The 25,747-nt window shown below is 72.9% G+C and carries 32 protein-coding genes and 1 pseudogene; 12 read left to right on the top strand and 21 right to left on the bottom strand.

Features of this window, described 5'->3' with window-relative positions; all coding sequences use genetic code 11:
* The first annotated feature begins 95 nt into the window (after window positions 1-95).
* From AB0B41_RS04965 to AB0B41_RS04935, 7 genes are all read left to right on the top strand, one after another.
* A complete protein-coding gene (locus AB0B41_RS04965; RefSeq protein WP_358199050.1) occupies window positions 96-1,640 on the top strand; it encodes an AMP-binding protein in 1,545 nt (514 codons plus the stop codon).
* Between the two features lie 120 nt (window positions 1,641-1,760).
* On the top strand, window positions 1,761-2,375 hold the full coding sequence (locus AB0B41_RS04960) for a TetR/AcrR family transcriptional regulator (RefSeq protein WP_358199048.1): 615 nt from the start codon (window positions 1,761-1,763) through the stop codon (window positions 2,373-2,375).
* 81 nt (window positions 2,376-2,456) lie between these two features.
* Complete coding sequence (locus AB0B41_RS04955; protein WP_358199046.1) at window positions 2,457-3,584, top strand: hypothetical protein; 1,128 nt, start codon at window positions 2,457-2,459, stop codon at window positions 3,582-3,584.
* Between the two features lie 132 nt (window positions 3,585-3,716).
* On the top strand, window positions 3,717-4,358 hold the full coding sequence (locus AB0B41_RS04950) for a TetR/AcrR family transcriptional regulator (RefSeq protein WP_358199044.1): 642 nt from the start codon (window positions 3,717-3,719) through the stop codon (window positions 4,356-4,358).
* Window positions 4,359-4,473: 115 nt separating this feature from the next.
* Window positions 4,474-5,598 carry an amidohydrolase family protein gene (locus AB0B41_RS04945; RefSeq protein WP_358199042.1) on the top strand — a complete coding sequence of 375 codons (1,125 nt, stop codon included), beginning with the start codon at window positions 4,474-4,476 and terminating at the stop codon, window positions 5,596-5,598.
* 27 nt (window positions 5,599-5,625) lie between these two features.
* Window positions 5,626-5,841, top strand: a complete 216-nt coding sequence (locus tag AB0B41_RS04940) for a hypothetical protein (protein WP_358199040.1) — start codon at window positions 5,626-5,628, stop codon at window positions 5,839-5,841.
* A 102-nt stretch (window positions 5,842-5,943) separates the two neighbouring features.
* Window positions 5,944-6,525, top strand: a complete 582-nt coding sequence (locus tag AB0B41_RS04935) for a DoxX family protein (protein ID WP_358199038.1) — start codon at window positions 5,944-5,946, stop codon at window positions 6,523-6,525.
* A 49-nt stretch (window positions 6,526-6,574) separates the two neighbouring features.
* On the opposite strand, the gene AB0B41_RS04930 is transcribed toward AB0B41_RS04935, so the two are convergent.
* From AB0B41_RS04930 to AB0B41_RS04920, 3 genes are all read right to left on the bottom strand, one after another.
* Window positions 6,575-7,273 (bottom strand): hypothetical protein, encoded by a 699-nt coding sequence (locus tag AB0B41_RS04930; RefSeq protein WP_358199036.1) that lies wholly within the window; start codon window positions 7,271-7,273, stop codon window positions 6,575-6,577.
* Window positions 7,270-8,583: a phenylacetate--CoA ligase family protein gene (locus AB0B41_RS04925; protein ID WP_358199034.1), complete on the bottom strand. Its 1,314-nt coding sequence runs from the start codon at window positions 8,581-8,583 to the stop codon at window positions 7,270-7,272. Before AB0B41_RS04925 ends, AB0B41_RS04930 begins: the two co-directional genes overlap by 4 nt.
* 200 nt (window positions 8,584-8,783) lie before the next feature.
* On the bottom strand, window positions 8,784-9,239 hold the full coding sequence (locus tag AB0B41_RS04920) for a molybdopterin cofactor-binding domain-containing protein (RefSeq protein ID WP_358199217.1): 456 nt from the start codon (window positions 9,237-9,239) through the stop codon (window positions 8,784-8,786).
* Here AB0B41_RS04920 and AB0B41_RS04915 point away from each other — a divergent pair.
* Window positions 9,213-9,446: a hypothetical protein gene (locus AB0B41_RS04915; protein ID WP_358199226.1), complete on the top strand. Its 234-nt coding sequence runs from the start codon at window positions 9,213-9,215 to the stop codon at window positions 9,444-9,446. The two genes, AB0B41_RS04920 and AB0B41_RS04915, sit on opposite strands and share 27 nt — an antisense overlap.
* A gap of 178 nt (window positions 9,447-9,624) precedes the next feature.
* On the opposite strand, the gene AB0B41_RS04910 is transcribed toward AB0B41_RS04915, so the two are convergent.
* The 9 genes and pseudogenes from AB0B41_RS04910 to AB0B41_RS04870 form a co-directional block, all read right to left on the bottom strand.
* A complete protein-coding gene (locus AB0B41_RS04910) occupies window positions 9,625-9,903 on the bottom strand; it encodes a hypothetical protein (RefSeq protein ID WP_358199032.1) in 279 nt (92 codons plus the stop codon).
* Window positions 9,904-9,907: 4 nt separating this feature from the next.
* Complete coding sequence (locus AB0B41_RS04905) at window positions 9,908-10,348, bottom strand: hypothetical protein (protein ID WP_358199215.1); 441 nt, start codon at window positions 10,346-10,348, stop codon at window positions 9,908-9,910.
* 37 nt (window positions 10,349-10,385) lie between these two features.
* Window positions 10,386-10,544, bottom strand: a complete 159-nt coding sequence (locus tag AB0B41_RS04900) for a 2Fe-2S iron-sulfur cluster-binding protein (protein ID WP_358199030.1) — start codon at window positions 10,542-10,544, stop codon at window positions 10,386-10,388.
* Window positions 10,545-10,612: 68 nt separating this feature from the next.
* The gene (locus tag AB0B41_RS04895; RefSeq protein ID WP_358199028.1) at window positions 10,613-10,873 is read right to left on the bottom strand and encodes a 2Fe-2S iron-sulfur cluster-binding protein; all 261 of its coding nucleotides are present in this window, start codon (window positions 10,871-10,873) and stop codon (window positions 10,613-10,615) included.
* Window positions 10,870-11,037, bottom strand: coding sequence for a hypothetical protein (locus tag AB0B41_RS04890; protein ID WP_358199026.1), 168 nt, complete (start codon window positions 11,035-11,037; stop codon window positions 10,870-10,872). Before AB0B41_RS04890 ends, AB0B41_RS04895 begins: the two co-directional genes overlap by 4 nt.
* A pseudogene (locus AB0B41_RS04885) lies at window positions 11,034-11,552 on the bottom strand (FAD binding domain-containing protein); the annotation flags it as partial. The pseudogene AB0B41_RS04885 and the gene AB0B41_RS04890, both read right to left, overlap by 4 nt.
* 18 nt (window positions 11,553-11,570) lie before the next feature.
* Window positions 11,571-12,749, bottom strand: a complete 1,179-nt coding sequence (locus tag AB0B41_RS04880; protein WP_358199024.1) for a thiolase family protein — start codon at window positions 12,747-12,749, stop codon at window positions 11,571-11,573.
* A complete protein-coding gene (locus AB0B41_RS04875) occupies window positions 12,746-13,189 on the bottom strand; it encodes an OB-fold domain-containing protein (protein ID WP_358199022.1) in 444 nt (147 codons plus the stop codon). The genes AB0B41_RS04880 and AB0B41_RS04875 overlap by 4 nt, the downstream gene beginning before the upstream one ends.
* A 93-nt stretch (window positions 13,190-13,282) precedes the next feature.
* Window positions 13,283-14,560, bottom strand: a complete 1,278-nt coding sequence (locus tag AB0B41_RS04870; protein WP_358199020.1) for a TetR/AcrR family transcriptional regulator — start codon at window positions 14,558-14,560, stop codon at window positions 13,283-13,285.
* A 112-nt stretch (window positions 14,561-14,672) separates the two neighbouring features.
* On the opposite strand from AB0B41_RS04870, the gene AB0B41_RS04865 reads away from it, so the two are divergent.
* The 4 genes from AB0B41_RS04865 to AB0B41_RS04850 all read left to right on the top strand — a co-directional run bounded on the left by AB0B41_RS04865 (window position 14,673) and on the right by AB0B41_RS04850 (window position 16,969).
* Window positions 14,673-15,296 carry a PaaI family thioesterase gene (locus AB0B41_RS04865; protein WP_358199018.1) on the top strand — a complete coding sequence of 208 codons (624 nt, stop codon included), beginning with the start codon at window positions 14,673-14,675 and terminating at the stop codon, window positions 15,294-15,296.
* A gap of 97 nt (window positions 15,297-15,393) precedes the next feature.
* Window positions 15,394-15,870, top strand: a complete 477-nt coding sequence (locus tag AB0B41_RS04860; RefSeq protein WP_358199016.1) for a hypothetical protein — start codon at window positions 15,394-15,396, stop codon at window positions 15,868-15,870.
* Window positions 15,867-16,265, top strand: a complete 399-nt coding sequence (locus AB0B41_RS04855; RefSeq protein ID WP_358199014.1) for a nuclear transport factor 2 family protein — start codon at window positions 15,867-15,869, stop codon at window positions 16,263-16,265. Before AB0B41_RS04860 ends, AB0B41_RS04855 begins: the two co-directional genes overlap by 4 nt.
* The gene (locus AB0B41_RS04850; RefSeq protein WP_358199012.1) at window positions 16,262-16,969 is read left to right on the top strand and encodes a helix-turn-helix domain-containing protein; all 708 of its coding nucleotides are present in this window, start codon (window positions 16,262-16,264) and stop codon (window positions 16,967-16,969) included. Before AB0B41_RS04855 ends, AB0B41_RS04850 begins: the two co-directional genes overlap by 4 nt.
* A gap of 146 nt (window positions 16,970-17,115) precedes the next feature.
* On the opposite strand, the gene AB0B41_RS04845 is transcribed toward AB0B41_RS04850, so the two are convergent.
* From AB0B41_RS04845 to AB0B41_RS04805, 9 genes are all read right to left on the bottom strand, one after another.
* Window positions 17,116-17,316: a GntR family transcriptional regulator gene (locus tag AB0B41_RS04845; protein ID WP_358199010.1), complete on the bottom strand. Its 201-nt coding sequence runs from the start codon at window positions 17,314-17,316 to the stop codon at window positions 17,116-17,118.
* The gene (locus tag AB0B41_RS04840; RefSeq protein ID WP_358199008.1) at window positions 17,313-18,530 is read right to left on the bottom strand and encodes an acetyl-CoA C-acetyltransferase; all 1,218 of its coding nucleotides are present in this window, start codon (window positions 18,528-18,530) and stop codon (window positions 17,313-17,315) included. Before AB0B41_RS04840 ends, AB0B41_RS04845 begins: the two co-directional genes overlap by 4 nt.
* Window positions 18,531-18,543: 13 nt before the next feature.
* A complete protein-coding gene (locus tag AB0B41_RS04835) occupies window positions 18,544-19,302 on the bottom strand; it encodes an SDR family oxidoreductase (RefSeq protein ID WP_358199006.1) in 759 nt (252 codons plus the stop codon).
* 71 nt (window positions 19,303-19,373) lie between these two features.
* On the bottom strand, window positions 19,374-20,822 hold the full coding sequence (locus tag AB0B41_RS04830; protein ID WP_358199213.1) for an AMP-binding protein: 1,449 nt from the start codon (window positions 20,820-20,822) through the stop codon (window positions 19,374-19,376).
* A 20-nt stretch (window positions 20,823-20,842) separates the two neighbouring features.
* The gene (locus AB0B41_RS04825) at window positions 20,843-21,586 is read right to left on the bottom strand and encodes an amino acid ABC transporter ATP-binding protein (protein ID WP_358199004.1); all 744 of its coding nucleotides are present in this window, start codon (window positions 21,584-21,586) and stop codon (window positions 20,843-20,845) included.
* Window positions 21,583-22,458, bottom strand: a complete 876-nt coding sequence (locus tag AB0B41_RS04820) for an amino acid ABC transporter permease (RefSeq protein ID WP_358199002.1) — start codon at window positions 22,456-22,458, stop codon at window positions 21,583-21,585. Before AB0B41_RS04820 ends, AB0B41_RS04825 begins: the two co-directional genes overlap by 4 nt.
* Window position 22,459: 1 nt before the next feature.
* Window positions 22,460-23,353, bottom strand: a complete 894-nt coding sequence (locus AB0B41_RS04815; protein ID WP_358199000.1) for a transporter substrate-binding domain-containing protein — start codon at window positions 23,351-23,353, stop codon at window positions 22,460-22,462.
* Window positions 23,354-23,490: 137 nt separating this feature from the next.
* The gene (locus AB0B41_RS04810) at window positions 23,491-24,696 is read right to left on the bottom strand and encodes an acyl-CoA dehydrogenase family protein (protein ID WP_358198998.1); all 1,206 of its coding nucleotides are present in this window, start codon (window positions 24,694-24,696) and stop codon (window positions 23,491-23,493) included.
* A 37-nt stretch (window positions 24,697-24,733) separates the two neighbouring features.
* A complete protein-coding gene (locus AB0B41_RS04805; RefSeq protein WP_358198996.1) occupies window positions 24,734-25,651 on the bottom strand; it encodes an alpha/beta hydrolase in 918 nt (305 codons plus the stop codon).
* Window positions 25,652-25,747: the final 96 nt, after the last annotated feature.

Raw genomic sequence — 25,747 nt, 5'->3', positions numbered from 1 at the left:
GAGAGTATCTCTCGCCATAATGGGTTAGCGCATTGACGCGTCAGCCCACGCGCACCGCACATCGTCCCGGTTCGCCCGGGTGGAGGAGGACGACCATGCAGCGTCAGACCGTCGGCGACGTGATCCGGGAGCACCGGCGCAGCTTCCCGACCGGGACCGCCGTCGTCGACGGCCCGGTCCGGTTGACCTGGCCGGAGTTCGACGACCGGATCACCCGGACTGCACACGCGCTGGCCAAGGCGGGGGTCGGCACCGGTGACCGGGTGCTGTGGCTGGGCCAGACCTCCTTCCGCGTGTTCGAGCTACTGGGCGCCTGCGCGAAGCTCGGCGCCATGGTCTGTCCGGTGAACTGGCGGCAGACCGCCTACGAGCTGGCGTTCGTCATCGAAGACTTCTCCCCCGCCGTCGTCGTCTGGCAGGACGAGGAGATCGGCGAGGCCGTGCGCGGCGCCCGCGAGCTCTCCGGCGGCGGCGGGGCCACCTGGTGGCAGCACGACGGCACCGGTCCGGACTCGTGGGAGCAGGTGGTCGCGGCGGAGTCGGCCGAGGACGACTTCGCCCCCGTCGACCCCGACCTCCCCCTGCTGGTCATCTACACCGCGGCGATCGAGGGTAGGCCCAACGGGTCGCTGATCACCCAGCGCAACCTGCTGGTCATGGGGACCGAAGCGGCGTACCTCACCTCCTCCGGCAGCGGGTCGGTCTTCCTCAACTCGGGCCCGCTGTTCCACATCGGCAACTTCCAGTGGGACGCGATGGCCGTGCTGCTGGAGGGCGGGACGAACGTCTTCATCCGGCGCGCGGACCCCAAGGAGCTGCTGGAGATCCTCACCGCGGAGAAGGTGACCTCGGCGTTCCTCATGCCGCCGACCATCCTGGCCATGAAGGAGCTCTACGATCCCGCGGTGCACGACCTCAGCGCCCTGCGGCCGGGCCCGTTCGCGCCCGTGTGGGGCGAGGGCATCGTGGCGAAGGACACCGCGCTGTGGGGCACCCAGCCCGGAGGCTTCGGTCAGACCGAGGTCACCGGGCTCGCCGTCGTCAACGGCCACGGCGGGCGGGGCGCCGGCAACTCCGGTCGGCCCGTGCCGTTCGCCAGGGTACGGGTGGTCGACGACGAGTGGAACGAGCTGCCGCCCGGCGAGGTCGGCGAGCTGGTGATCGGCGGCGAGGTCGTGCACGCCGGCTACTGGAACCGCCCCGAGCTCAACGCGCGCCGGATGCGGGACGGCTGGTGGCGCACCACCGACCTCGGCCGCCGCGAGGCCGACGGGACCATCGAGTTCGTGGGCACGGGCACCCGGATGCTCAAGTCGGCCGCGGAGAACATCTACCCCGCCGAGGTCGAGTTCTGCCTGACCCAGCACCCCGCGGTCCGGGAGGCCGCGCTGATCGGCGTGCCGGACGAGCAGTTCATGCAGTCGGTCAAGGCGGTCGTCGTGCTGGAGCCGGGCGCCACGGCGAGCGAGGACGACATCATCGCGCACTGCCGGGAGCGCATCGCCTCCTACAAGAAGCCGCGCACGGTCGAGTTCGTCGATGCGCTGCCGCGGGTCGGCGGCCCGGACGGGCCCACCGACTACGCCGCGCTCGACGAGCGCTTCGGCGGCGGCGGCTACCCCGGCGGAGTCAACGTCTGACCCGTCGCCCCCCGCCACCCCACCCCGGCCCCAACCTTCGGGCCGGGGTGGGCGGCCGGGGTCGCCGGTTCGCGCTATCCTAGTTAGGAAACGACCCACTTTCCTTTCGGAGTTTCCCCCGTGCCCGACAGCCGTCCCCCCGGCCGCCCGATGAGCGAGGAGCGCGAGCACGCGCTGCTCGACGCGGCACTGACCGTCCTCGGCCGCGTCGGCTACGACCGGCTCACCGTCGGCGCGGTCTGCGTGGAGGCCGGGGCCAGCACCAAGACCGCCTACCGACGATGGGCCGACAAGGACGAGCTGATGACCGCCGCGCTGCAGCGCGCGGTGCTGCGCGAGGTCGACGCCCGGACGCCCCCCCTGCTCACCGGGTCGCTGCGCACCGACCTGATCACCAACATCGGCCATCAGGCCCGCTCCTGGCGGGCCTCGCCGGAGCTGGTCATCGGGCTGGTCGTGGCCTCCCGGGTCGCGGGTGACCTCGGCGCCCTCGCGCGCGAGCTGATCCGGCGCTACGAGTCCGGGTACAGCGCCATGCTCGTCGACGCCGCGGCCGAGCGCGGCGAGATCGGTCCGGACGTCGACGCCGAACTCCTCGCGGACCTCGCCCGCTCCTTCTTCCTCCACGAGCTCCTGGTCCGGGGCGCCCCGCCGGACGACGACCGGATCGCGACCTTCGTCGAACGCGTCCTGCTGCCCTACTGCGGTCTGCCCGCCGACCGACAGACCCGATAGATCCGACAGACCCGACAGATTTGTCAGATCCGACGGTCCGCACCTCGCGGCCGTCCGAATCCCGACCGGGAAGGAACCCCGATGACCGACGACTACACCGCCAAGTACACGGCGATCCGCCATTCCGACGCCTCGGTGACCCTCGAGGACGAGGGCACCCACTTCGAGTCGCTGTCGGTCCCCTCCAGCGCGACCGACCTCTGGGAGGAGACCGCGCTCGGCGTCGTCGGCGAGGCCGGCGAGTACGACGTGCTGCTCTGGGCAGCGGGCTACGCGCTGTTCGGCAACGGCAAGGGCCTCTGGGGCCCGGGCGCCTCCGCCGAGCGGGAGGTCCAGCTCATCGTCGTCCCCCGCGCGCAGCGCGGGACCATGAGCGACAACGACTTCGTCCGTGTCGGCTGGACCCCCACCGAGCGACTGCGCGGTGACCGGTTCTCCGTGGAGACCGCCGCGGACTCGGTCACCTGGGACTTCGACGGACTTCGGTTCGTCTCCCAGCCGCCGCAGTGGAAGCTCGAGGGCAAGGCCGGGGACGCGCAGTTCGACCTGACCTACACCCAGAAGGGCACCCCGCTGTGGAACTGGGGTCCGTTCGACCAAGCACACGAGAGCGACCGGGCGGGGTACGACACGTTCGTCGGGGTCGACGGGACGATCCGGACCGGGGCGCACGACCTCCACCTGACCGACGGTTACGGGGTGCGCGAGCACATCATCACCGGGCAGTCGAACGACCCGATCAAGAACCTGCCCGCACCGAACTGGATGTGGTGGCTGTACACCATCTCCGGTGACGTGAAGGTCAACTTCTTCCAGCCCCGGGACGGGATGCAGCTCGGGTTCGTCAAGTTCGCTGACCAGCAGGTCACCATCGGCGGCGGGCGGGGGGCCACGTCCTTCGACGTCACCGAGAAGTGGGAGGACCCCCGCAACGGGCTGAACCTGCCGGTGAAGTGGCACCTGGCGATGGCCGACCAGGGCTGCTCGGTCGATGTCGACATCGCCGCGCACGGACGTGCCTACAGCTTCTGGCCGACCTCGACGGGGACGCGGCTGTACTGCTACCTGCTCTCCACGATGACGGGCACGGTCGCACTGCCGGACGGGCGCGAGGTCACCCTGGACAACCACCTAACGGTGAACTCGTTCTGCCGCACGATCATGACCGCCAACGAGACCAGCGTGGGTCCGGTCTTCGAGCAGCCCTGACCCGTCGGGGAGGAGTCGCCCGGAGGTCTCTCGGCCACCCTCCCGCCCCGGTCCGAGCCGTCCTCCCGTAACGTCGTCGTCCGCGAGGGCCTCCTCGCGGACGGTCGGTGTCGGGACGGGAGCGGGATGCGGATGGCGACCGTGCACCGGGCCGACCGACCCCAGGAGTCCGGCCCGCCGGACCGGGGCGCCGAACGCGACGTCATCGTGGAAGCGGCCTACCGATTGCTCACCGCCAGCGCCGGGGCATCGGTGCCCATCACCGCCGTCCTGGCGGAGGCCGGCATGTCCACCCGGGCCTTCTACCGGCACTTCGACTCCAAGGACGCGCTGTTGCTGGCGATGTTCCGCACCGACAGCGAACGCGTGCTGCGCGAGCTGCGCGCGGCGGCGGAGCGGGCGGTGACCGCCCATGAGGCGCTGCACGGCTGGATCCGGTCGATCCTGCACTTCGCCGCCGACCCGCGGCGGCGCAGCCGCGCGCTCGTGATCGCCTCCGACGAGGTGCGCCGCGCCAAGGGCTACCGCGCGGAGCAGGCCCGCTACGAGGCGGGACAGGACGCCGCGCTGGCCGAGATCCTCCGCCGCGGGCTGGGTGACGGGTCGCTGCCCCGGGCCCGGCCCGAGACCGACGCACCGCTGGTCCGGGCCGCCTTCACCGAGGGTTTCGGACTCGTCATGGCCAGGCCCGTGGGTGCCGACGTCGGTCCCGTCGCCGACGGCGTCCTCTCGTTCGTCGACCGGGCCCTCGGAGCCCACGGCATCTCCGGCTGATCGGCGGCCCCCTTCGTGTTGACATCACGGGCAGGCTCGGACCACACTGAAAAACAGTTTTTCAACTCGTCCGCCGCGTCGAGGCGGATCCCACCCGGACGAAGGGACCACCACCATGGACAAGATCTGGGCCAACTCCGGCGACTCGCACTTCCTGGAGCCCGCGACGCTGTGGCGGGACAACCTGCCCAAGCGGCTGGCCAATCTCACGCCGCATGCGGTCAAGGACCCGGACGGTGAATGGGAGACCGTGCACATCGACGGCATGGCCTTCCGCCGCAAGCTGCCGACCAGCGCCGCGAAGGCCTTCGAGGAGGCGACCCACCGCGCCCCCGGCGCGGGGAACGTCGAGCTGCGGATGAAGGATCTCGACGAGGAGGGCATCTGGGGTGAGGTGGTCTTCCCGTCCCTGGGCATGTGGAGCAGCTCCTTCCGCACACCCGAGGTCCTGCGCGAGTGCCTGAAGGTCAGCAACGACTGGGCCTACGAGACCCTGGAGAAGTACTCCCCGCGGCTGGTCACGACCGCCCAGGTCTCGACCCTCGACATCGGTGACGCGGTCACCGAGCTCGAGCGGTGTGCCGAGCTGGGCTACCGCGCGGTCTACATGCCCGTCCAGCCGCACCCGCTGCAGAAGGACTACAACCGGGACGACTGGGAGCCCTTCTGGGCAGCCGCCGAGGCCGCGAACATGGTCATCGCCTTCCACATCGGCACCGACCCGGTCGACCTGTCCAAGGGCGACAACGGCCAGGTCAAGTTCCGCGGCCCGGGCGGCGCGGTGCTGAACTACACCGAGACCACCTTCGGCGGCCAGCGCGCGGTGATGAAGCTCGTCGCCTCCGGTGCGCTGGACCGGCACCCGAACCTCAAGGTCCTGGTCTCCGAGGGCGGCGCGACGTGGGTCCCGTTCATCGCCGACCGCATGATCGAGGGCTACCGCCAGCACCACATGGCCGTGCGCCCGAAGCTCACCCGCGACATCAAGGAGACCATCTACTCGCAGGTGTACGCCTCCTTCCAGCACGACGAGTCGGCCGTGGCCGTGGCGCAGTACATGGGCTACAACAACGTCATGTGGGGCAGCGACTACCCCCACATGGAGGGCACCTACGGGCACACCCAGAAGACCCTCCACGAGCTCTTCGACGGGGTCGACCCGAAGGTCAAGGAGCGGGTCACGGTCGGGGCGTTCCAGGAGCTCTTCCCCACGGTGCCCGCCCTGCCCGTCGCCGCCTGACGACATGCCCGGAGGACGGAGCACGCGATGAGTGACGACAACGTCATGTACGACACTCCGCTGGAGTTCGTCAACGAGGCGGTGGCGAGCAACGGTGAGTGCGTGGCCCAGTCGGTGATTCCCCTCGACGACGGCACCTACCGGTGCGCCTGCACGTGCGAGCAGTGGGAGATCCTCGCCGACACCAAGGAGGAGGGCCTCACCGAGGCCCGCCGCCACACCGGCTGGGTCACACCGGCCTGACCGGACCGCACCACCCGCGAGCGAGGCCCCCGGGCGCGTCCCGGGGGCCTCGACCGCGCTGCGACGCACGCAGGCACCACGAACCACTGGAGGATGACCGCAATGAGTAGGCGCGGAACCGGTGGGAGGCTCGGCCGCGAGTGCGCGAGCCTGCTGCTGCGGGGCGTGGTCGGCGGCACGATGATCGCCCACGGCGTCAAGCACGGCCGCTCGCTGAAGGGCACCGCGGGCTGGTTCGGGTTCATCGGATTCCGACAGCCCGAGCTGCAGGCGAAGGCCAGCGCGGTCGTCGAGGTGGGCGCCGGGACGCTGCTGCTCGCCGGCGCGGCCACCCCGGCCGCGGCGGGCGCCGTCGTGGGGACGATGGGCGTGGCCGCCCGTTCGGTCCATGCGCCCAACGGCTTCTTCATCACCGCCGAGGGCTGGGAGTACGTGGCCAACCTGGCCGGCGCCGCCGTCGCGCTGGCCGGGATCGGCCCCGGCCGGTTCAGCGTCGACCACGCCCTCGGGCTCGACCGCAGGATCTCCGGCGGCCGGGCCGCCGCGGCCGCCGCGGTCCTGGGCCTGGTCGGCGCGACCGCCCAGCTCGCCGTCTTCTGGCGCCGCCCGACGCCGGAGCCCGCACCCGCCGAGCCCGCACCTGTGGCCGTCGGGGACCTTCCGGGCGAGCCGGTCGCCGGATGACGCGCCGACTGTGCCCGCCGGAGTCCGGCAGGCACCGTCGGTCCGCCGGTCAGGACTGGTGCAGGGCGATCCGGGTCCCCGGGAGCCCGCAGGCGCACGGCTCGTCGACGAGCTCGCCCGGCAACCCGGTGTCGAAACCGTCGAAGGTGTGTGCCCGGGTGCCCCGCGAGGACAGCCGAACCGTCCCGCCCTCGACCGCGAGGTCCCACTCGGCGGGATCGAGGTGAACACCCGTGCGCTCGGGGCACTCGATGCCGAGCGCGGGGCCCACCCCGAGGACCGCCGCCGCGGTGACGCCCTCCGCGCGCAGCGGCTCGACGGCGTCCGCCCGGACGATCAGCCGTGGCACCGCGGCCAGCCGTTCGACGGTCTCGGAACCGGCGACGGCCTCGACGGTCTCCCTCGGCAGACCGATGACCGCGCGGATGTCGTGGCTGCGCAGGAAGGTGCTGAGTCTGCGTACGTCCCACCCGTACGGCTCGACGGGGGAATACACGGCCCGTCGAGCCCGAATCGCGGCGATCAGCGAGCCGGCCCACGCGTACTCGTGGTTGGCGAGGACCAGCAGGATCCGGTCTCCCGCGGAGATCCCCCACCGCTCCAGGACCCGGTCCGCCCAGGCCTGGTCGCGCTCGAACTCCGGCCAGCCGATCTCGTAGTCGACCGGCCCGTCGGGACCGGGGAGCACCCCGATGCCCATGATCGGGGCCCGCGGTCCGGCCGCGGCCAGCATCGTCGCCCTGCTCATGCCTTCACCACCCTCGGGAACTTCGCCACGCTCGAGCTGCTCTCGAGCAGCTTCTCGTTCGTCACCAACTCGATCTCCGGCTCGACCCCGACCCGCTCCGCCACCGAGGCGCGCAGCCGGGCCGCCACGTCCTCCAGGTCCCCGGTCCGGTCCGGCGCGTACCCGACGCGAACCCGCAGCGTCGACATCGGGTCCGGCGAGCGCACGATCTGGAACAGCCCGTCGGCGCTCTCCGGGACGGCCTCGACCGCCGCCCAGACGTCGCTGAGCACGACCGTGCGGCCGCCGACCGTCAGCTCGTCGCCCTTGCGGCCCTTGACCCACTGGCGGGCGTGGGTGCGCCCGCACCCACAGGTCTCGGTCGACAGACGCACGAGGTCACCGCTGCGGTAGCGGATCAGCGGAGCCGCGTCGTTGTCCAGGTCGGTCGCCACCAGCTCGCCCACCAGACCGTCGGCGACGGCCTGGTCGGAGTCCGGTGCGAGCACCTCGGGCAGGACGGTGTCCTCCCAGAGGTGGTAGCCGTCGTGCTCGCCGCACTCCCACGCCGTCCCGGTGTCCGCGGCGCTGGAGTAGGTGAACAGCTGCACCCCCCACTCGTCGCGGACCTTCGCCGTCAGCACCGCACCGAGCGGCTGCCCCGCGAAGGACGCGCCCTTCAGCGACGACAGGGCCCCCTTGACGTCGTGCGTGGCCTCGAGCTTCTCCAGCTCCAGGACCGTCGGCAGGAGCAGCTGCAGGTAGGCCGGCCGCAGCGCCTGCACGGCGCGCAGCAGCTCGGCACCCTTGCCGATCCAGCTGTCGACGAACACCGGCACCAGCCCCAGCGCCTGGTACGCCACCGGGTAGTGGCCGCGCATGATCCCGGCGGGGACGATCACTCGGTCCCCCGGCCGCAGGCCGAGCTCCCACAGGTCGCGGGCCGAGATCGCGGGCAACGGCGGTGCGGTGTCCCAGATCTCCGGGATCGGCTCCGGGTCCGATGTCGTGCCCGAGGTCGAGGTGACCGTGGTCAGTTCGTCGGGCGAGGCGATCAACAGACCGCCGTACAGGTCCCCGGTCCGGGCCCGGTAGGCCTGTACGTCGGCCTTCTCGAAGGTCGGCACGAGCCGCTGGAAGTCCGCCAGCGAGCGGATGGCGGACGGCACGACGCCCGCCGCGGACCACAGCTCGCGGTAGAAGGGCGCGTTCTCCCAGGCCTGCGGGATCAGCTCGAGGACCCGCCGTTCCTGCAGCGCGCGCAGTTCCGCGCGCGGGAGCGTCTCCAACTCGGGTTCGAGATAGCGACGTTCACGGGGATCATCGGTCACGGCACGCTCCAGTGCGTAGGCGGCGGTTCCCCGACCGCGGTGCGATCGAGGCTCGGCACGAGGCCCTACGGGACCGGTGCATGAGCCAAGAAAGAAAGTAATGATCCACCTGTATGGTCACAAGAGAACCGGGATCTCTTGGCCTGCGGCCCGACCAGCCCGATACTGGCGGCAGAACCGTGCGCCGAGACCGGCGACCGTCACGGCCCCGCCGCGGCGATGACGCCCCTCAGCTCGAGGATCCGGGTCGGGGGCAGATACTGCTCCCGGACCCGGACCCCGTGCCCGGACGGGACGTCCTCGATGGCGCTGGAGATCGCGGACGGCGAGCAGATCATGCCGCCCTCCCCCACCCCGCGGATGTCGGCGGTCAGGGTGGAGGGCGTCTCGACGTGGTGCACCTCGATGTCCGGGGTCTCCGTCGCCGTGGGGATCAGGAAGTCCATGAACGTCCCGGCCTGGAACTGTCCGTCTTCGCCGTAGCGAGCGTGCTCGTACAACGGCGCCGACGCCCAGGGCGACCCGCCGCGGGTCTGGCCGTCCACCACCGCCGGATTGATGATCTCGCCGCAGTCCTCGGCGACGTAGCGCGGGATGCGCCCAGCCTGGTCATCGGGTCGATCTCGACCATGCAGACGTGCGTGGCCTGCGCCCACCCGCCCGCCCCGACAGTCCCACCGCTCCTCGATCCGGAGGGTCTCCCCGACGCCGGCGGCGCAGGCGTATGCGGCCACCGCGGCGAGGTCGACGCCCGCGGGGCCCTGACCCAGGTCGCCCCGGACGCCCTCGGCACCATGTTGCGCAGGCGGATCTCCTCCGGGGAGAGCCCGAGCTCGCGGGCCACGATGTCGAGCATCCGCTAGCGCACCCAGGTCTCGGCCGCGTCGGTGGCGGCGACCTGAATCTCGGCGGTCTCCTCGCGCGCCTGGCCGCCGACGAGCAGGTGCTCGCTGCGGTCATTGGGCCACTTCATCGAGCGACCGGTGATCCGGGCGCGGCGTACAGCGCGACCTCCTCCCGGGAGACGAGCGCCTTCGCGCCTTAGGTCCCGCCGATGTCGCCGGTGACGACCTCACGACGCGACCCGGGGTCCGGGCCCAGCGCGTTGGCGAGCGAGCCGAGCAGGGCGGGGAGCGGGGATCGCTGCGGACCTGACGGAGGAACAGCGGTGTGGGCCGCCCTCGCCGCGTCCCGCAGCGCGGGCGCGTCGGCCAGCACCGCGCGGGCGCCGCGGGCGACCGCAGCCAGCTGCCGCGGGTTGCGGACGAGCCTGCGCAGCCGCGCTCCCGCCGGACGGCACTCACCGAGCAGGGCCAGCACCCCTTCAGCATGTGGGCGGCCTGCGTCGTCGACCGGTAGACCGGCGGCGTCCTCGGCGACCCGCGCGAGTCGCCAGCACGATCGCCACCGGGTCGCCGACCAGGCGGACAACGTCGGTCGCCATGCACGGGTAGTGCGGCTCGCGGAGCCCGTCGAGCGCCGCGGCAGCCCCGGGACCGGAGCGAGCCCGCTGGGGAGCAGCGTCTCCGCGTGTGCGACGACGCCGAGCCCGGCCAGCGCCGACGAAGGGGGTGGTCCGTGCCACGACCTGGGCGCCGGTCAGCACCGCGTGCACCCCCGGCAGCGCCTCTGCCGCCGCGGTGTCGATGCCGACGATCCAGGCGTGCGGGACCACGCTACGGACGAACACCGCGTGCAGCATGTCTGGGACCACGACGTCGTCGACGTAGATCCCGCGGCCGGTGGGCAGCCGGTCGTCCTCCACCCGCTGCAAGGGCGCGCCGATGAGCCCCGTCCGCGAGCTACTCGTCCCCGCCCCCGGCGGCGATCTCCGCCGCGGCGAGCACGCCTTCGACGAGGGACTGGTAGCCCGTGCGCCGGCATAGGTTCCCGGACAGCTCCTCCCGCACCTGCTCGCGGGTCGGGCGCGGACTGCGCTCGAGCAGGCACTTGGCGGTCATCAGGACACCCGGGCGCAGAACGCGCACTGGAAACCGTGCCGCTCCCTCATCCCACGCTGCACCCGGGTTCAGGACGCCGTCCTGCGCGAGGGACTCAACCGTCTCGACCCGGCTCCCGTCCAGCGCGACGGCGAGCACCAGGCAGGACCGGCGGGCTCGCCGTCGACGACCACGGTGCAGGAGCCGCACACCCCGTGCTCGCACCCGAGGTGCGCCCCGGTCAGCCGCAGCCGTTCCCGCAGCACGTCCGCCAGGGTGTGCCGCGCCTCCAGGCTCAGCTCGTGGCGGACGCCGTTGACCGTCAGGACGACCTCCCGCTTCCCGCTCACCGGGACGCCGCCACCGGGGCGGCGGCGCGGGCCTCGGCGAGCGCGGCCGCCAGCGTCCGCCGGGTGAGCTCCTGGGCGACGTGGTGGCGGTAGGCGGCGCCCGCGTGGTTGTCCGCGGGCGGCTGGAGGGTGTCGGCGACCAGGGTGCCCCTCTCCTCGCTCACCCGGGCGGGATCGTCGGACGCCGAGGACGGGACGAGCTCGCCGAGCCCGTCGGGGCGCCAGGGCGTGCCCGCGACCCCGAACAGTGCCCCACCGAGCCGAGCTCGCCGTCCTCGGTCAGGGCAAGCTCGGCCACCACCCCGACCATGGCGAAGTCCCCGTGCCGCCGGGCCACCTCGCCGACCGCGGCGCCCGAGCGCGGCGGCGCCGGGAGCCGCATCCCGACCAGCAGCTCGTCGTCGTCGAGGACGGTCTGCAGGTACCCCGTGGCGAAGGCCGCGGCGGGCACGACGCGCCCGCCCGCAGGGCCCTCGACGACCAGCTCGGCACCCAGGGCGACGGCCAGTGCGGGCCACTCGGCCGGGGGGTCGGCGTGGGCGAGGCTGCCGCAGACCGTGCCCCGGCTGCGGATCGCCAGGTGGCCGACGTGGCGCATCGCCCGGGCGAGGACCGGGCGGTACCGCGCGAGCGCGGCGGAGCGCTCGACCTGCAGGTGGGTGGCGCGGGCACCGATCTCGGCGGCGCCGTCCCGGGCTCAGTCCGTGCGCAGGACGAGGCCCTGCGCGTTGAAGAACAGCCCGCCCGGGGTCAGCAGCGCCGAGCGGGCGTCGTCGACCTGGCGGCCGGTCGCCGTCCCGCGCAGCTGCAGCACCGCCTCGTGGACGTGACCGGCCCCCTGGGTGCCGCCCTCCGACAGGCTGCCCCCGTGGGGGTTGATCGGCACCCTGCCCTTGATCAGCACCCGGCCCTGCTCGGCGTCCCAGTGGTCGGCGAGGAAGTCCCCCGCCTCCCCGTCGTCGCACAACCCCAGGGTCTCCAGCCAGCGCAGCGTGATGATGGAGAAGCCGTCGTAGGGGAAGAGCACGTCGGCCTCGTCCACCCACAGGTCGCTGCGAGCACGCAGCGCCGCGGCCGCCACGGCCTGGCCCGTGTCGTCGAACCCGGCGGTCAGGTGCTCCTCGGGGTGCCTGGCCATGCCCATGGACAGGGCGTGCACCAGCACCGGTCGGCCGGGTAGATCACGCGCCCGGGCGACGGTGGTCAGCACGAACGCGTCCGCCCCGTCGACCGGAACGTCCATGTCGAACAGGCACAGCGGCTCGCGGACCATCCGGCCGTCGAGGTACTGCTCCATCGTCAGCGGGTCCCGCATCACCGCATCGGGGTTCCGGCCTGCGTTGGCCCGCTGGTTGAGCGCCACCCGCCCGAGATCCTCCCGGGTGCGGCCGAAGGCGTCCAGGTAGCGCATCGCCCATGCGGCGTAGCCCGTCGGGCCGAACATGCCCCAGGGCTCGGTCTCGGTGTGTCCCTCGCCGAGGGTGGCGCGCCCGTCCCCCACGCCGAATGCGGCGCGTTCGCGGAACGGCCCCCGCCCCAACCGGTACGCCGAGTGGTAGACCAGCACGGTCGTCGCCGCCCCATTGAGCAGCGCGCCGACCGCGGCGTGCAGGTGGTTCATGATCGGCGGGCGCGCGGTGGTCCAGAAGGTGGTCCCGCTCAGGCCGAGGGCGGAGACCACCACCGACGGGTCGATGCCACCGGTGTGCAGGCCGCCCGCCACCACGCCGTCGATGTCGGCGGCGGTCAGCCCGGCGTCGCGGATTGCGGCCGTGGCCGCCTCGAGCACCAGCGCCGTCTCGCTCGTCCCCCGGTCGCGCGCGTAGGGCGACCGGCCCACGCCGACGATCGCCGTCCGGTCCTTCGCCGCGCTCATCGGGCACTCCTGGTGGGCAGGGCGCGAAACGCCGGCCACGGCGCTCCGTCGCGTTCGGTCCAGGCCAGCTCCACCGGGACGCCGATCCGCTGCCGCTCGGGCGGGGTGTCCACCAGGGTCGCGGTGATCCGCAGCCCCGGCTGCTCGGCCAGCTCGACGGCGGCGAGCGGCCACGGCGGCGAGTACGGCACCCCGGGCGGCCCCTGGTGGAGCAGGGTCAGCAGGTGGATGATCCCCCGGCCGGAGACCGCGGTCGGCGAGACCGCGGTGGACCAGCACGAGGGGCAGAGCGGACGCAGCGGGGTGTGGTGGGTGCCGCAGTCCGCGCACCGCGCGACCAGCAGGCGCCCCTCCAGCAGGCCCCGGTAGAACTCGACGGAGAACTGGTCGAGACGGGCGCGGGGATAGCGCTCCAGGACCTCGACGTCGGAGACGGACAACGGAAACCCCTTCGATTCCTGCGGTGTCCGACCACTATCGCCGCGCCGATGACACCGGGCCAGGTCCTCCCGCGCGAACCGGGTTCTCCGTCCTCATCCGTCACCCGGCGCGGTGGGCCGGCGCGGAAGTAGCAGGGCCGTCAGCGTCCGCGCGACGTCGGCCCGGGCCCAGTCGTGGGTCCCGCTGAGCCGGTCGCCGAGGAAGCCCCGGACGGCGTGGTACGTCGCACGGGCCCGCAGCCCCGCCGCCTGCGGCGACATCCCGGCCGCGACCAGCAGGTCCCGGCCGGGGTCGATGGTGACCGCCACCAGCCGTTCGAACTCGCGGGGGTGCTCGGCGGCCAGCACCGGGTCGAGGAACAGCCGGCTGCGCCGGGCGAGCCGGTCGTCGTAGACGATCTGCAACCCGCCCTCGACCCAGGCGCGCAGCCGACCGGTCACGTCCCGCTCGGGACGCAGCCGGGCCTGCATGTGGGCGGCGGCGCGGCGGTTCTCGTCGTCGATCATCGCCACCAGCAGCGCGCCCTTGCTCGGGTACCTGCGGTAGAAGAGGCTGGCCGACACCTCGGACGCCGCCAGCACCTGCCGCACCTTGAGCGTCCGGAAGTGCGAGCGCTCCAGCACGCGCCAGGCGGCCGCCACGATGCGCTCCGTCTCCGGGTCGGGCGCGGTGGTCCCCGCGGCCCGGTCCGCCGCGAGCGCCGCGGTGTCGTCGGACAGGGTGGGCAGGGCGCCGGCCGGGGCGACGGGCCGAGCCGCACCGCCGGTCCGGGTCGGCCCGAGCGGCGGCTCGACGCCGAGGGCGTCGGACAGCATGGCCAGCACGGTCTCGACCGTGTCGTCCCGGCTCGCCGCCAGGGTGCCTGCGAGGCGCTCGAAGGTGAACCCCCGCAGCAGCAGGTGGACCGCCCGGGCCGTCAGCACCTCGTCGACGGCGCCGAAGTGGCCCGACGCCCGCCCCCTCCGGAGCACGTCCGCCAGTGCGACCGTCGTCGCGCCGCCGAGCCGGTCGGTCGCCACCGGCTGCTCCTCGGCGAGCACGGGGTCCAGGAAGATGCGCGCCCGCTGCAGCCGGACCGGGTGGAAGGCCACGTCCACCAGCTCGTCGACCCAGGCGTACAGCTGCCGGGGCGGCTCGGCCTCCTGTCTCAGGCGCGCCGTCAGGCGCCCGGACACCGCCGCGGCCTCGTCCTCCATCAGGGCGATCATCAGGTGGGACCGGCTCGGGAACCGCCGGTAGAACCCGTTGGCCGACACCCCGGCGGGCGCGAGGACCTGGCGCACCTTCAGCGACCGGAAACCCGAGCGTTCGAGGACGGACCAGGCGGCAGCCACGATCGCCCTCGTCTCCGAGCCCGCGTCAGCCGCCACGACAGCTCATTATGCCGTCCGACGGCGCCCTCCCCCGTCGCCGCGCCCCCGATCGTGCGAGACTCTCTCATGCAGACGCCGACTCTCCGACGCTGCCGAGGGAAGGACTGGGATGGAGCACCTCAGCGCCACGCAGAACCCGATGCCGAACTGGTGGCACCCCCGCGACACGCCGACGCCGCCCGAGGGCTACGCCCAGATGGTCGACGACATGCGCGATCTGCAGGACACGCTCGCTGCGGCCGTACCGGACGCCGCCGTCGTCGCCGAGGCCTCCGCGCTCCTGCGCCGGGCGACCGCGGTGCTGGCGCCCACGGTCCGGGACGAGTGGCACCGGATCAGCGGCTTCGTCGAGGACCTGCCCGGGCGGGGCTCCGCCCTGCTCCCGGTGGTGCACGACCCGCGGATCGAGGGCGACGTCCTGCGCGGGCGGGTCCGGTTCGGCCGGTACCACCTCGGCGGGAACGGCGCCGCCCACGGCGGCACCATCCCCCTGATGTTCGACGACGTCCTCGGCCGCTTCGCGAACAACGGCGGGCGCCCCGTGGCCCGGACCGCCTACCTGCACGTCGACTTCCGCCACATCACCCCGATCGAGCGCGACCTCGACCTCGAGGTGCGCTTCGTCCGTGAGGAGGGCCGCAAGCGTTGGCTCACCGGGGTCATCCGGGACGGCGAGACCGTCTGCGCCGAGGCCGAGGGGCTCTTCGTCCAGCTCAACCCCGGACAGTCCTGACCTCCCCGCCTCCGAGCGGTCCGGCTCTAAAAACATTCTGTTGTTTCTAGAGTCGGGCGTTGCTAGCGTCGTGCCACCACCACGCAAAGGGGCAGGGATGGAACGCACAGCTCGCGGACGGTACGAGACCAACCTGGACGACCCGGAGTCCACCACGATGGAGGACGGGACCCGGTTCGCCGGCTTCTTCCTCGGTGACGGTGACAGCGATCCGGCCGTGTTCCCGATGGAGGTCGGACCGGACTACCGATTCCCGGTGCACTACCACCGCACCCACTACATGTCGCTGATCCTGCGGGGATCGCTGCGCGTGGGGAAGCGCTGGTACGAGCCCGGTGACATCCGGTTGCAGGAGAAGGGCTCGGTGTACGGGCCCGAGGAGGCCGGTCCCGAGGGCTGCTACATGCTCAACATCTTCGCCGACCGCCGCGGGTTCACCCCGCAGCTGCTCGGCGAGGAGCCCACCGAGCCCGCGCCGGTCGAGCCGCACGTGCTGCTCAGCAAGGTGTGGAACGCCCTCGCGGAGTCGGCCGACCCGGCCGAAGCGGAGCCCACGCCGCAGCCCGCCGGATGAGCGCGGGGACCGCGGTCGAGCCCGCCGTCGCCCGGGAGGCCGTCGAGCGGCACCGGGCGCTGTTCAACGCCGCCGACCGGGCCGGGTGGCTCGCCAACTTCGTCGAGGAGCCGTTCCTCGAGGAGCCGGTGGGGTCGCCCGTCCGGCACGGTCGGGAGCACTTCGGCGCCGTGCTCGACGCCCTCGCCGCCCACGGCGTCCGCGCCACGATCGAGCCGCCGGAGGTGCTGGTCGTCAACGGTGCGGAGGCGGCGGCGCACCTGCGGGTGTGCTCCGTCGCGGGCGGCGTGGAGTCGTGGACCTCGGTGGTCGAGATCTTCACGGTCGCGCCCGACGGACGGGTTGCGGGGATCCGCGCGTTCGTCGAGCCCGAGGCGCTGGCGGCGATCGCGTGAGCGCGCCCGTCGAGCGGGACCGGGTGCTCGCGGCACTCGCCGACCCCCGTCGACGGGCCATCCACGAGTTCGCGGTCGGTGCCCGGCGGGCCGTGACCAGGGACGAGGTCGCGGCGGCGGTGGGCCTGGCCCGCCCCACCGCGGCCTTCCACCTCGACCAGCTCGTCGAGGCCGGACTGTTGGAGACGTCGTTCGCCCGGCCCCCCGGCCGCTCCGGACCGGGAGCCGGGCGACCGGCGAAGCACTACGCCGTGGTCGAGACCGAGCTGGACCTGAGCCTGCCGCCGCGTGACTACGCCCGGTTGGCCGGGATCCTCGTCGAGGCCGCGGGCGACCCCGACGACGACAACCTGCTCGACCAGGCCTCGAACGTCGCGTACGCGCGGGGCAAGCGGGACGCAGCACAGCTGCCCGCCCAGCACGCCGACGTTCGACAGACCGAGCCGGAGCAGGCCGACCTGCTCGACCTGCTCGGCCGCCTCGGCTACGTCGGCCACCGGACCCCCGCGGACCGCATCGAGCTGCGCAACTGCCCGTTCCGCTCCCTCGCCGACCGCAGCCCCGAGGTCGTCTGCGTGGTGAACGAACGCTACCTCGCAGGACTGGTCGCCGGGCTGGGCCTGCACGACCGCTACCGCGTGGTGGGCGACGGCGTCTCCCCCGACTGCTGCGTCACGCTCACCCCCCGTTCGACGGGCTCCTGACGTCTCCTCTGTCGTGCGGCCGAGGAAGGTCGCCCACGCCGCCGACCCGGGAGACGCTCAGCGCCGCTGTCCCGAGGCCACCGGACCAGCACGCGACGGACGGCGTCAGGCGGTCCGTCGGCGCGGAGAGCCGGCACCGGGAACGGTCAGCGGATGAAGCTGCCCGCCTGGGCGTGAGTCACGATGCGCCCCGCCTCGCCGAGCTCGGACAGGGCCTTGCGGACCGCGGCCCGGCCGACGCCGAAGCGTTCAGCCAGGTCGCGCTCCGCGGGCAGCCTGTCCCCGGCGCGTCCGCGCTCGACGAGGGCCTCGATCGACCGTGCGAGCGAGGTCCGGGCGTCGATCATGCCGCTACGCGCTCGAACAGGGCCGCGAGACCCTGACCACCGCCGATGCACATGGTCTCGACGCCGTAGCGGGCGTCGCGGCGAACCATCTCCCGGGTGAGCGTGGCGAGGATCCGGCCGCCGGTCGCGCCGACCGGGTGGCCGAGCGAGATCCCGGACCCGTTGACGTTGAACCGGTCGAAGTCGGACGGGGTGAAGCCCCACTCCCGGGTGCAGGCCAGGACCTGCGCGGCGAAGGCCTCGTTCAGCTCGATCAGGTCGACGTCGGAGAGCGCCACCTCGGCCTGGTCCAGCGCCTTGGCCACGGCCGGGACCGGGCCGATGCCCATGGTCCTGGGCGGCACCCCACCGACCGCCCAGGAGACGACCCGTACCAGCGGACGCAGCCCGTACTCGGCGGCCTTCTCCGGGCTGGTGACGATGCAGATCGAGGCGCCGTCGTTCTGGCCGGACGCGTTGCCCGCGGTGACCGTGGCCTCCGCGTCCTGCTTGCCCATGATCGGGCGCAGGGTCGCGAGCTTCTCCATCGAGGAGTCCGGGCGGATGTGCTCGTCCGCCGTGACGACGGTGTCGCCCTTGCGGCCCTTGATCGTCACCGGGACGATCTCCTCGGCGAAGCGGCCCTCGGCCTGCGCCGCCGCCGCCCGCAGGTGCGAGCGGACCGAGAACTCGTCCTGCTCCTCGCGCGGGATCGAGTACTCCCTGCGCAGGTTCTCGGCGGTCTCGATCATCCCGCCGGGCACCGGGAAGTTGTCCCCGCCCGCGGTGACCCGGCCCCGGGCCAGCGAGTCGTGCAGCAGCACGCCGGGACCGGCCTTGGCACCCCACCGCATCGCCGTGGAGTAGAAGGGCGCGTTGGACATCGACTCCGCGCCGCCCGCGAGGACGACGTCCGAGGCGCCGCTCTGGACCTGCATGGCGGCGTTCAGCACGGCCTGCAGGCCGGAGCCGCAGCGCCGGTCGATCTGGTAGCCGCCGACGGTGATCGGCAGGCCCGCGTCGAGCGCCGCGACCCGGCCCAGCGCCGGGGCGTCCATCGACGGGTAGCAGTTGCCGAGCAGCACGTCGTCCACCGACTCCGGCGGCAGGCCGGTGCGCTCGAGGAGCGCCTTGATCACGGTGGCGGCCAGGGTCTTGACCGGCACGTCCCGCAGCGAGCCGCCGAACCCGCCCACCGGGGTCCGGATCGGCTCGCAGATGACCGCATCACGCATGGTCATGCTCCGGTCACGCCTTCGGCCCGCCCGCCACGTAGAGGATCTGCCCCGACACGAAGCCGGAGCGCTCGTCCACGAAGAACGACACCGCGTTCGCGATGTCCTCGACCTCACCGGCCCGCGCGACGGGGATGGCCTTGGCGCGGGCGGCCTTGTAGTCCTCCCACGGCTCGCCGAGCCGCTCGGCCGTCGCCCTGGTCATGTCCGAGGCGATGAACCCGGGCGCGATGCAGTTGGCGGTGACGCCGAACTTACCCAGTTCGATGGCCAGGGTCTTCGTGAAGCCCTGCAGGCCCGCCTTCGCCGTCGCGTAGTTGAGCTGGCCCCGGTTGCCCAGCGCCGAGGTCGACGACAGCGTGACGACCCGGCCCCACTTCGCCGCGACCATGTGCGACTGCACGGCGCGGGTCATCAGGAACGAGCCGCGCAGGTGGACCGCCATGACCGCGTCCCAGTCCGCCTCGCTCATCTTGAACAGCAGGTTGTCGCGCGTGATCCCGGCGTTGTTGACCAGGACCGTGGGCGCGCCCAGCTCCGCCGCCACCCGGTCCACGGCCGCCGTGACCGCCGCGGGGTCCGCCACGTCCGCGCCGACGGCGAGTGCGGTGCCGCCCGCCTCGACGATCGCGTCGACGGTGGGCTTCGCCGCGCCCTCCTCGAGGTCCAGCACGGCGACCTTCAGCCCGTCCTGCGCGAGACGCAGGGCGGTGCCCGCCCCGATCCCGCGCGCGGCGCCCGTCACGATCGCGACCCTCTCGGGAGTCGTCACCGACATCTCCTCCTCTGTGCGACCGACATCGCAGATAGCGAACAATAATATAGATGATAGATAGGCCCGTGTCAGCCCGCAGTGACCTCGCGCTCGGCGCGCAGGAGCTTCCGGCGCACCTTCCCTGCCTCGTTGCGCAGCGGCCCGTCGACGATCTCGACCGCGCGCGGCACCTTCTCCCGGTCCAGCCGCTCCCCCGCCCACCCCAGCAGCTCCGCGGGCGTGACGGCCGGGTCGGCGAGCTCGACGACGGCGTGGACCCGTTGGCCCAGGTCCGGGTCGCTCAGCCCGAACGCCACGGAGGTGCGGACGCCGGGGTGCCCGTCGAGCACGCCCTCGACCTCGGCAGGGAACACGTTCGCCCCGCCGGTGATGATCATGTCGTCGACCCGGTCGAGCACATAGAGGTACCCCCCGGCGTCGAGCCTGCCGAGGTCGCCGCTGGCGTCCCAGCCGTCGTCCCGCCACCGGGAGGGAGCGCCCAGGTAGCGGTAGGTCGACGCGCCGGACGTGCGCCGGGCCAGGATCTCCCCCACCTCGCCGACGGGCACGTCCGCCCCGTCCGGACCCACGATCCGGAACTCCGAGTCCCCCAGCGGCCTGCCGACCGACCCCGGGTGGGCCAGCCACTCGTCGCCCCGGATCGTCGCGACGCCGAGGGCCTCACTGCCGCCGTAGACCTCCAGCAGCCGCTCGGGCCCGATCCAGGCGATCCACTCGCGCTTGAGCCACTCGGGGCAGCGTGCACCGACATGCAGCACCTCCACCAGCGACGACAGGTCCGCGGCGGCCCGCGTCTCGGCGGGCAGCTGCAGGATCCGCCGCAGCATGGTCGGTACGAACGCGGCGAACGTGACCCGGTGCCGGGCGATCTCCTCCAGCACGCGGGCGGGGTCGAAGCGCGGCAGCACCACGAGCCGCTGACCGGTGAGCATCCCGCGGGTGGCGTAGGTGAAGGACGCGGCGTGGAACATCGGGCCGGCGACGAGCTGCGTGCCGCCCGCCGGGATGTAGACCGACGGCGGGCCCGTCGGGTCGATCGTGGCCGGCGTGGTCGACAGCACGACCTTCGGCGTGCCGGTGCTGCCGCCGGACAGCACCGCCTTCCAGCACCCGGCGGCCTTCGGCGGCAACGGCTCCGCGGACCGGCCCGCGGAGAGCGCCGCCAGGTCGCCGCCCACGGTGGGCGTGCCGGGATGGTCCTGTGGTTCGGCGCCCACCACGAGCCGGGGCTGCGCGACGGCGACCACGTCCGACCGCTCGGGCACGGGCATCCGCACCGAGACCGGGGTGGGGACCGCACCGACCTTCCAGGCGGCGGCGCTCGCCACCAACAGGTCCACCCCGTTGGGCAGCACCAGCATCATCAGGTCGTCCTGGCGCACGCCCTGCTCGGCGTAGACGCGGGCGAGCCGGTTCGCGGCCCGGTCCAGCTCGGCGCGGGTCAGGGTGCGCTCGTCGTCGGACACGGCCACGGCGTCCGGCTGCTGCTCCGCCAGCCAGGTCAGCGCCTGGCCCATGGGCAGCACGCCCGGCCCCCTCACCGCTGCCCCAGGAACGCGCGGGCGCGCTCGGAGCTCGGCGCGTCGAGGAACGCTGCCGGGGTGTTCTCCTCGACCACCACCCCGTCGGCCATGAACACGACCCGGTCGGCCACCTCGCGGGCGAACTGCATCTCGTGCGTCACCACCATCATCGTCATCCCGTCGGCGGCGAGCTCGCGCATCACCGCCAGCACCTCCCCCACCAGCTCCGGGTCCAGCGCCGAGGTCGGCTCGTCGAACAGCATCAGCCGCGGCCCGGTCATCAGCGCCCGCGCGATCGCCACCCGCTGCTGCTGCCCGCCGCTGAGCATGCTCGGGTAGCTGTCCCCACGGTCGCCCAGCCCGACGCGCTCGAGCAGCTGCCGGGCCCGGTCCGGATCGGCCCTCCCCGCCAGCCGCGGCGCCAGCATCAGGTTGTCCCACACCGTCAGGTGGCCGAAGAGGTTGAAGCTCTGGAAGACCATCCCGATGCCCCGGCGCTGCGCCTGCAGCCGCTTCGCGGGCAGCGGGTGCAGCCGGCCGCCTGCCGCGCGGAAGCCCATCAGGTCGCCGTCGACGAGCACGTGCCCGCTGTCCGGCAGCTCCAGGGCGTTCACGCAGCGCAGCAGGGTGCTCTTCCCCGAGCCCGACGGGCCGAGCAGGCAGACGACCTCGCCCTCGGCGACGTCGAGGTCGACGCCGCGGAGGACCTGGTTGTCCCCGAAGGACTTCACGATGCTGCGGAGCTCCACGCGGCTCATCGGCGCCTCCTGTCCGACCGGGAGAAGCGGCGTTCGAGCAGCGCCTGCCCGGCGGCCGCGATGCTGGTGACGAGCAGGTACCAGATCGTCGCCACGATCAGCAGCTCGACGGTGCGCAGGTTCGTCGAGCTGATGTTCTGCGCCTCGGTCAGCAGGTCACCACCCGCGATCACCACGACCATCGACGTGGACTTGAGCAGCAGCACGAACGCGCTGCCCGCGGGGGGGATCATCACCCGCAGCGCCTGCGGCAGCACGACCGTGCGCTGGGTCTGCCACCATGACAGGCCGAGCGCGGCGGCCGCGTCCCGCTGCCCGTCCCCGACCGACAGCACGCCGCTGCGGACGATCTCGGCGATGTAGGCGCCGTCGTGCAGGCCCAGCGCGATGACCGAGGCGACGAACGCGGTCATCACGACGTTGGTGGGCACCGACAGCCAGGTGACCGCCGTGAACGGCACGCCCAGCACGAGGTTCGGCAGGAACAGCGCCAGGTTGCCCCACAGCAGGATCTGCACGATCAGCGGCGTGCTGCGGAAGATCCACAGGTACAGCCAGCTCCCGGTGCGGGACACCGGATTGGCACTGACCCGCATGAAGCCGACCGGCACGCCGATCAGCAGGGCCAGGACCTGCGCGACGACGGCGATCAGCAGGGTGTTCCCGAGCCCCTCGAGGATCCGTGGGCTGAACAGGCTCTGCGCGATCACCGACGGCTGCAGGTTCGGGCTGAAGAAGATCGTGTGCACCACGATCACGATCACCAGGGCCAGCACCACGGCCTGGATCCAGCGGCCGACGTGCGGCTGCCGGGCCCGCACGTCCGGCAACGCGTCGGCCGCCCGCTCCGTCGACACCGACGACACGGTCATGTCACACCCCCACCGGGACGTTGAGCTCCGCCCGCGGGACGGACTGGTCGGAGGCCCCCCACCGGGCGAGGATCTGCGCGGACGAGCCGTCGTCGATCCCGGCCTGGAAGGCCTTGCGGAACAGCTCGGCGAGGGCGGTGCCCTGCTTGGCGAACGCCACGCCCGCCGCCCGTGAGCTGAACTCGCCCTTGCGCGCGATGTCGAAGATCTGCGGGTAGGTGTCGTGGGCGTACTGGCACGAGGCGGTCGACAGCACGAAGGCGTCCACCCGCCCGGCCCGTAGCGCGACCTGGGCGTCCCCGGCGCTGCCGAACTGCTGGATGGTGGGCGGTGGCTGCGCCGCCGCCCCGCACTCCTCGCCCAGGCCCTTCGCCACGGCGAGGTCCGGCGCCGAGCCCCGGCTCACGGCCAGGGCGCGCCCGCAGACCGCGAGCGGCTCCGCGAAGGTCCCGACGTCCGGGGTGCGGGTGAGCAGGCTGGTGCTCGACCTGTACAGGGTCACGATGTTGGCCGCGTCGAGGTTCGTCCTGGTCGGTGAGAACTGGGCGCCCGCGACCTCGACCTGGCCCGCGGACATCGCGGGCACGAGCCCCGCGTACGGGATCTGCCGCCACTCCACGGTCAGCCCGAGGTGCGCCGCCGCGTTGTCGATCAGCTCGATGACCAGGCCCGTCGGCGTCTGGGCGTCCTCGCCGAGGAAGTACAGCGGGGCGGTGCTCATCGGGCTCGCCCCGGGCAGCACCTTCGTGCGGGCCAGCTCGGGAGGCAGCTGGGCGATCAGTTCGGGCACCGGAGCGACGCCCGCGACGGGCTTCGGTGCGGTCACCGTGCCGCTGCCGCAGGCGGTGAGGGCCAGGACCAGGCCGACGGCCACCGTTGTGAGCGCTCCGCGCATCACCAGGCTCCTTTGCCGTAGTCGTTCGATCATGAACCGTAACCCGCCACGGCAAAGCGGTCAATCAATTATCGGATTCGCCACGGCCTGACCGGGCGCCGGGGGAGGCCGGCGCCCAGTCAGGGCCGATCCTCGCGTCAGCTCTTCGCGGTCCAGGCCTGCAGGATCGCGCCACCGGTCGGGATCAGGTTGGCGCGGTCGACGTAGAGGTGGTTGATCATGACGTCGAGGTCGGCCGTCAGCCGGGCGATCACGCTTGGCTCACGCACGGCCGCCGAACCCGCCCATGAGGCACACCACTGGACGAGCTCGTTGGCGCGCAGGTGCATCCAGGCGCAGACCCGGTTCATCCGCGCGTCGTCGAGCGGGGTCAACGGGTTGCCCGCGACGATGCTGTCCTCGACGTCCCGGAACGTGCGGTACACGTAGCCCCGGACGGCCTGGTAGTCCGCCTCGCGCTGTGCGAACTCGTGCCGGAACACGTCGGACTCGCCGATCGTGGTGGCGTAGCCGACGCGGCCCTTGGTGGCGACGATCCTCGTGATCTCGTCGAACGCGCGCCCCATGAGGCCGAGCGCCACCGCCGAGTGCCCCGCGTAGACCCGCCCCATGAAGCCGAGCCGGAAGATCGGCTCGTCGCGGGTGCAGGTGCCGACCGGGTCGGCCAGCACCCGCGAGACCGGGAGCGTGTGCCCCTCGGGGACGAACACGTCCTTCGCGGCGTAGTCCCAGCTGGCGGTCGCGTGCATGCCGGTGACGTCCCAGTTGCCGAGCAGCTCGATCTGGTCCGCGGGCATCATCGGGAAGACGAGCTCCGGCATGTCGCCGAACATCACCGGCGTGCCGTCGGGGTTCTCGACGAGCGAGCCGCCCGCGATCAGCGTCGCGACGCTGGCGCCCGAGCCGAACTGCCAGCGGCCTGTCACCCGGTACCCGCCGTCGACCTTCACCGCCTTGCCCAGCGGCGCGATGTGCCCGATGGAGATGCCCTTGGGGTCGCCACAGAGCAGCTCCCGGACGTTCTCCGCAGGCAGCAGCGAGGAGATCATCCCGTTGCCCTGGCCTGCCGCGAGGCCGACCCAGCCCGCCGACGGGTCGGCGCGGGACAGCTCCTCGAGCATCCCCAGGTACTGGGCGATGTCGACCGGCTCCCCGCCGTACTCCTCGGGGACGAGCGCCCAGAAGACCCCGATGTCCTTCATGGCCTGGGCGACGGCGTCGGTGAGCCTGCCCTGCTCGCGGGCCGCGGGCGCCTCGGCGGAGATCAGGTCGTACAACCCGCGCGCGCGGTCGACGAAGTCGCCGTCGACCTGGTGGGGGGCGGGGTCGTCGATGAGGGTCATGCCGTGTCCTTCCTCGGTGACTGGACTGTGCGGGGGGTCAGGCGCTCACGGCGAGGACGCGCTGCACGAATGCGCCCGCCTTCGCGAGGGCGGCGTCGGCCGCCGCGCTGCGTCCCGCGGCGTAGTGGAAGACGTGCTGCTGGCCGTCGACGATCTCGAGCTCGACCTCGGTCCCCGCCGCGGCGGCCTGCTCGGCGAACTCCCGGCCGCCGCCGCGCAGCGCCTCGTCCCCGCCGTAGCTCAGGTGGAGGGGCGGCAGATCGTGGGCGCCACCGGACAGGGCGGTCAGGTACGGGTCCTTCACGGTGCCCTCGGGGCCCGCGATGATCGGCAGCAGCTGCAGAGCGGCCTCGCGGGTGGCGAGGGCGTCCCGGTCCCCGTTCTCGTCCCAGACCGGGCTGTGGCCGTCGAGGTCGTAGTACGCCGAGAGGCCCACGACGCCCGAGGGCCTGCCGAGGCCCTTGTCCCGCAGGTACTGCGCGAGGACGGTGGCGAGAAGCCCACCCGCGGAGTCGCCGGCGAGCACGACCTGGTTCGCCGGGTGGTAGTCGTGGGAGACCAGCCAGTTCCACGCCTTCACGGCGTCGTCGAGCTGGGCGGGGAACACGTGCTCCGGCGCCAGCCGGTAGTCGACGGACAGCACGCTGATCCCCGAGGTGACCGCCAGGTGCCCGACGAGCTTGCGGGCGGCCTCGGCGGAGCCGCCCAGGTACCCGCCGCCGTGGAAGTAGAGGACGACCGGACCGCGGGGCGGGTCCTCGGGCCGGGCGGAGAGCCCGTGCAGCCCGTCCACGTCGATGTCGCGGTACTGCACACCGACGGGCTCCGCTCCCAGATGGAGCCACGACTCGTTCTGGTAGCGGGTCAGGGCGACCGGGGAGAGCTCGCCGCGCAGCAGCGACCCGGTCTCCGCGGCCCAGTGCCGGTACAGGTCTCGTGTCGTGTCAGCGGTCATTCGGCTGTTCTCTCCTCCATGAGGTCGACCGCGGTGCCCGGCATCGGACGCGGTCGGGGCCGGTCGGGTCGAGGTGCCCGCCGTCTCGGTCGTCCC

Origin of the sequence: Pseudonocardia sp. NPDC049154 (genome assembly GCF_040648315.1) — a bacterium.
Lineage (GTDB): Bacteria > Actinomycetota > Actinomycetes > Mycobacteriales > Pseudonocardiaceae > Pseudonocardia.
The sequence above is the reverse complement of the archived record's forward strand: the minus strand, read 5'-3'. Positions and strand labels throughout refer to the sequence as shown.

What these genes read in the sequence shown, in the direction of transcription:
- AB0B41_RS04965 (WP_358199050.1), top strand. Translation starts at nt 96, where the DNA reads ATGCAGCGTCAGACCGTCGGCGACGTGATCCGGGAGCACCGGCGCAGC.
- AB0B41_RS04955 (WP_358199046.1), top strand. Translation starts at nt 2,457, where the DNA reads ATGACCGACGACTACACCGCCAAGTACACGGCGATCCGCCATTCCGAC.
- AB0B41_RS04950 (WP_358199044.1), top strand. Translation starts at nt 3,717, where the DNA reads ATGGCGACCGTGCACCGGGCCGACCGACCCCAGGAGTCCGGCCCGCCG.
- AB0B41_RS04945 (WP_358199042.1), top strand. Translation starts at nt 4,474, where the DNA reads ATGGACAAGATCTGGGCCAACTCCGGCGACTCGCACTTCCTGGAGCCC.
- AB0B41_RS04940 (WP_358199040.1), top strand. Translation starts at nt 5,626, where the DNA reads ATGAGTGACGACAACGTCATGTACGACACTCCGCTGGAGTTCGTCAAC.
- AB0B41_RS04935 (WP_358199038.1), top strand. Translation starts at nt 5,944, where the DNA reads ATGAGTAGGCGCGGAACCGGTGGGAGGCTCGGCCGCGAGTGCGCGAGC.
- AB0B41_RS04930 (WP_358199036.1), bottom strand. Translation starts at nt 7,273, where the DNA reads ATGAGCAGGGCGACGATGCTGGCCGCGGCCGGACCGCGGGCCCCGATC.
- AB0B41_RS04915 (WP_358199226.1), top strand. Translation starts at nt 9,213, where the DNA reads ATGCAGACGTGCGTGGCCTGCGCCCACCCGCCCGCCCCGACAGTCCCA.
- AB0B41_RS04900 (WP_358199030.1), bottom strand. Translation starts at nt 10,544, where the DNA reads ATGACCGCCAAGTGCCTGCTCGAGCGCAGTCCGCGCCCGACCCGCGAG.
- AB0B41_RS04880 (WP_358199024.1), bottom strand. Translation starts at nt 12,749, where the DNA reads ATGAGCGCGGCGAAGGACCGGACGGCGATCGTCGGCGTGGGCCGGTCG.
- AB0B41_RS04865 (WP_358199018.1), top strand. Translation starts at nt 14,673, where the DNA reads ATGGAGCACCTCAGCGCCACGCAGAACCCGATGCCGAACTGGTGGCAC.
- AB0B41_RS04860 (WP_358199016.1), top strand. Translation starts at nt 15,394, where the DNA reads ATGGAACGCACAGCTCGCGGACGGTACGAGACCAACCTGGACGACCCG.
- AB0B41_RS04855 (WP_358199014.1), top strand. Translation starts at nt 15,867, where the DNA reads ATGAGCGCGGGGACCGCGGTCGAGCCCGCCGTCGCCCGGGAGGCCGTC.
- AB0B41_RS04845 (WP_358199010.1), bottom strand. Translation starts at nt 17,316, where the DNA reads ATGATCGACGCCCGGACCTCGCTCGCACGGTCGATCGAGGCCCTCGTC.
- AB0B41_RS04840 (WP_358199008.1), bottom strand. Translation starts at nt 18,530, where the DNA reads ATGCGTGATGCGGTCATCTGCGAGCCGATCCGGACCCCGGTGGGCGGG.
- AB0B41_RS04830 (WP_358199213.1), bottom strand. Translation starts at nt 20,822, where the DNA reads ATGGGCCAGGCGCTGACCTGGCTGGCGGAGCAGCAGCCGGACGCCGTG.
- AB0B41_RS04825 (WP_358199004.1), bottom strand. Translation starts at nt 21,586, where the DNA reads ATGAGCCGCGTGGAGCTCCGCAGCATCGTGAAGTCCTTCGGGGACAAC.
- AB0B41_RS04820 (WP_358199002.1), bottom strand. Translation starts at nt 22,458, where the DNA reads ATGACCGTGTCGTCGGTGTCGACGGAGCGGGCGGCCGACGCGTTGCCG.
- AB0B41_RS04815 (WP_358199000.1), bottom strand. Translation starts at nt 23,353, where the DNA reads ATGCGCGGAGCGCTCACAACGGTGGCCGTCGGCCTGGTCCTGGCCCTC.
- AB0B41_RS04810 (WP_358198998.1), bottom strand. Translation starts at nt 24,696, where the DNA reads ATGACCCTCATCGACGACCCCGCCCCCCACCAGGTCGACGGCGACTTC.
- AB0B41_RS04805 (WP_358198996.1), bottom strand. Translation starts at nt 25,651, where the DNA reads ATGACCGCTGACACGACACGAGACCTGTACCGGCACTGGGCCGCGGAG.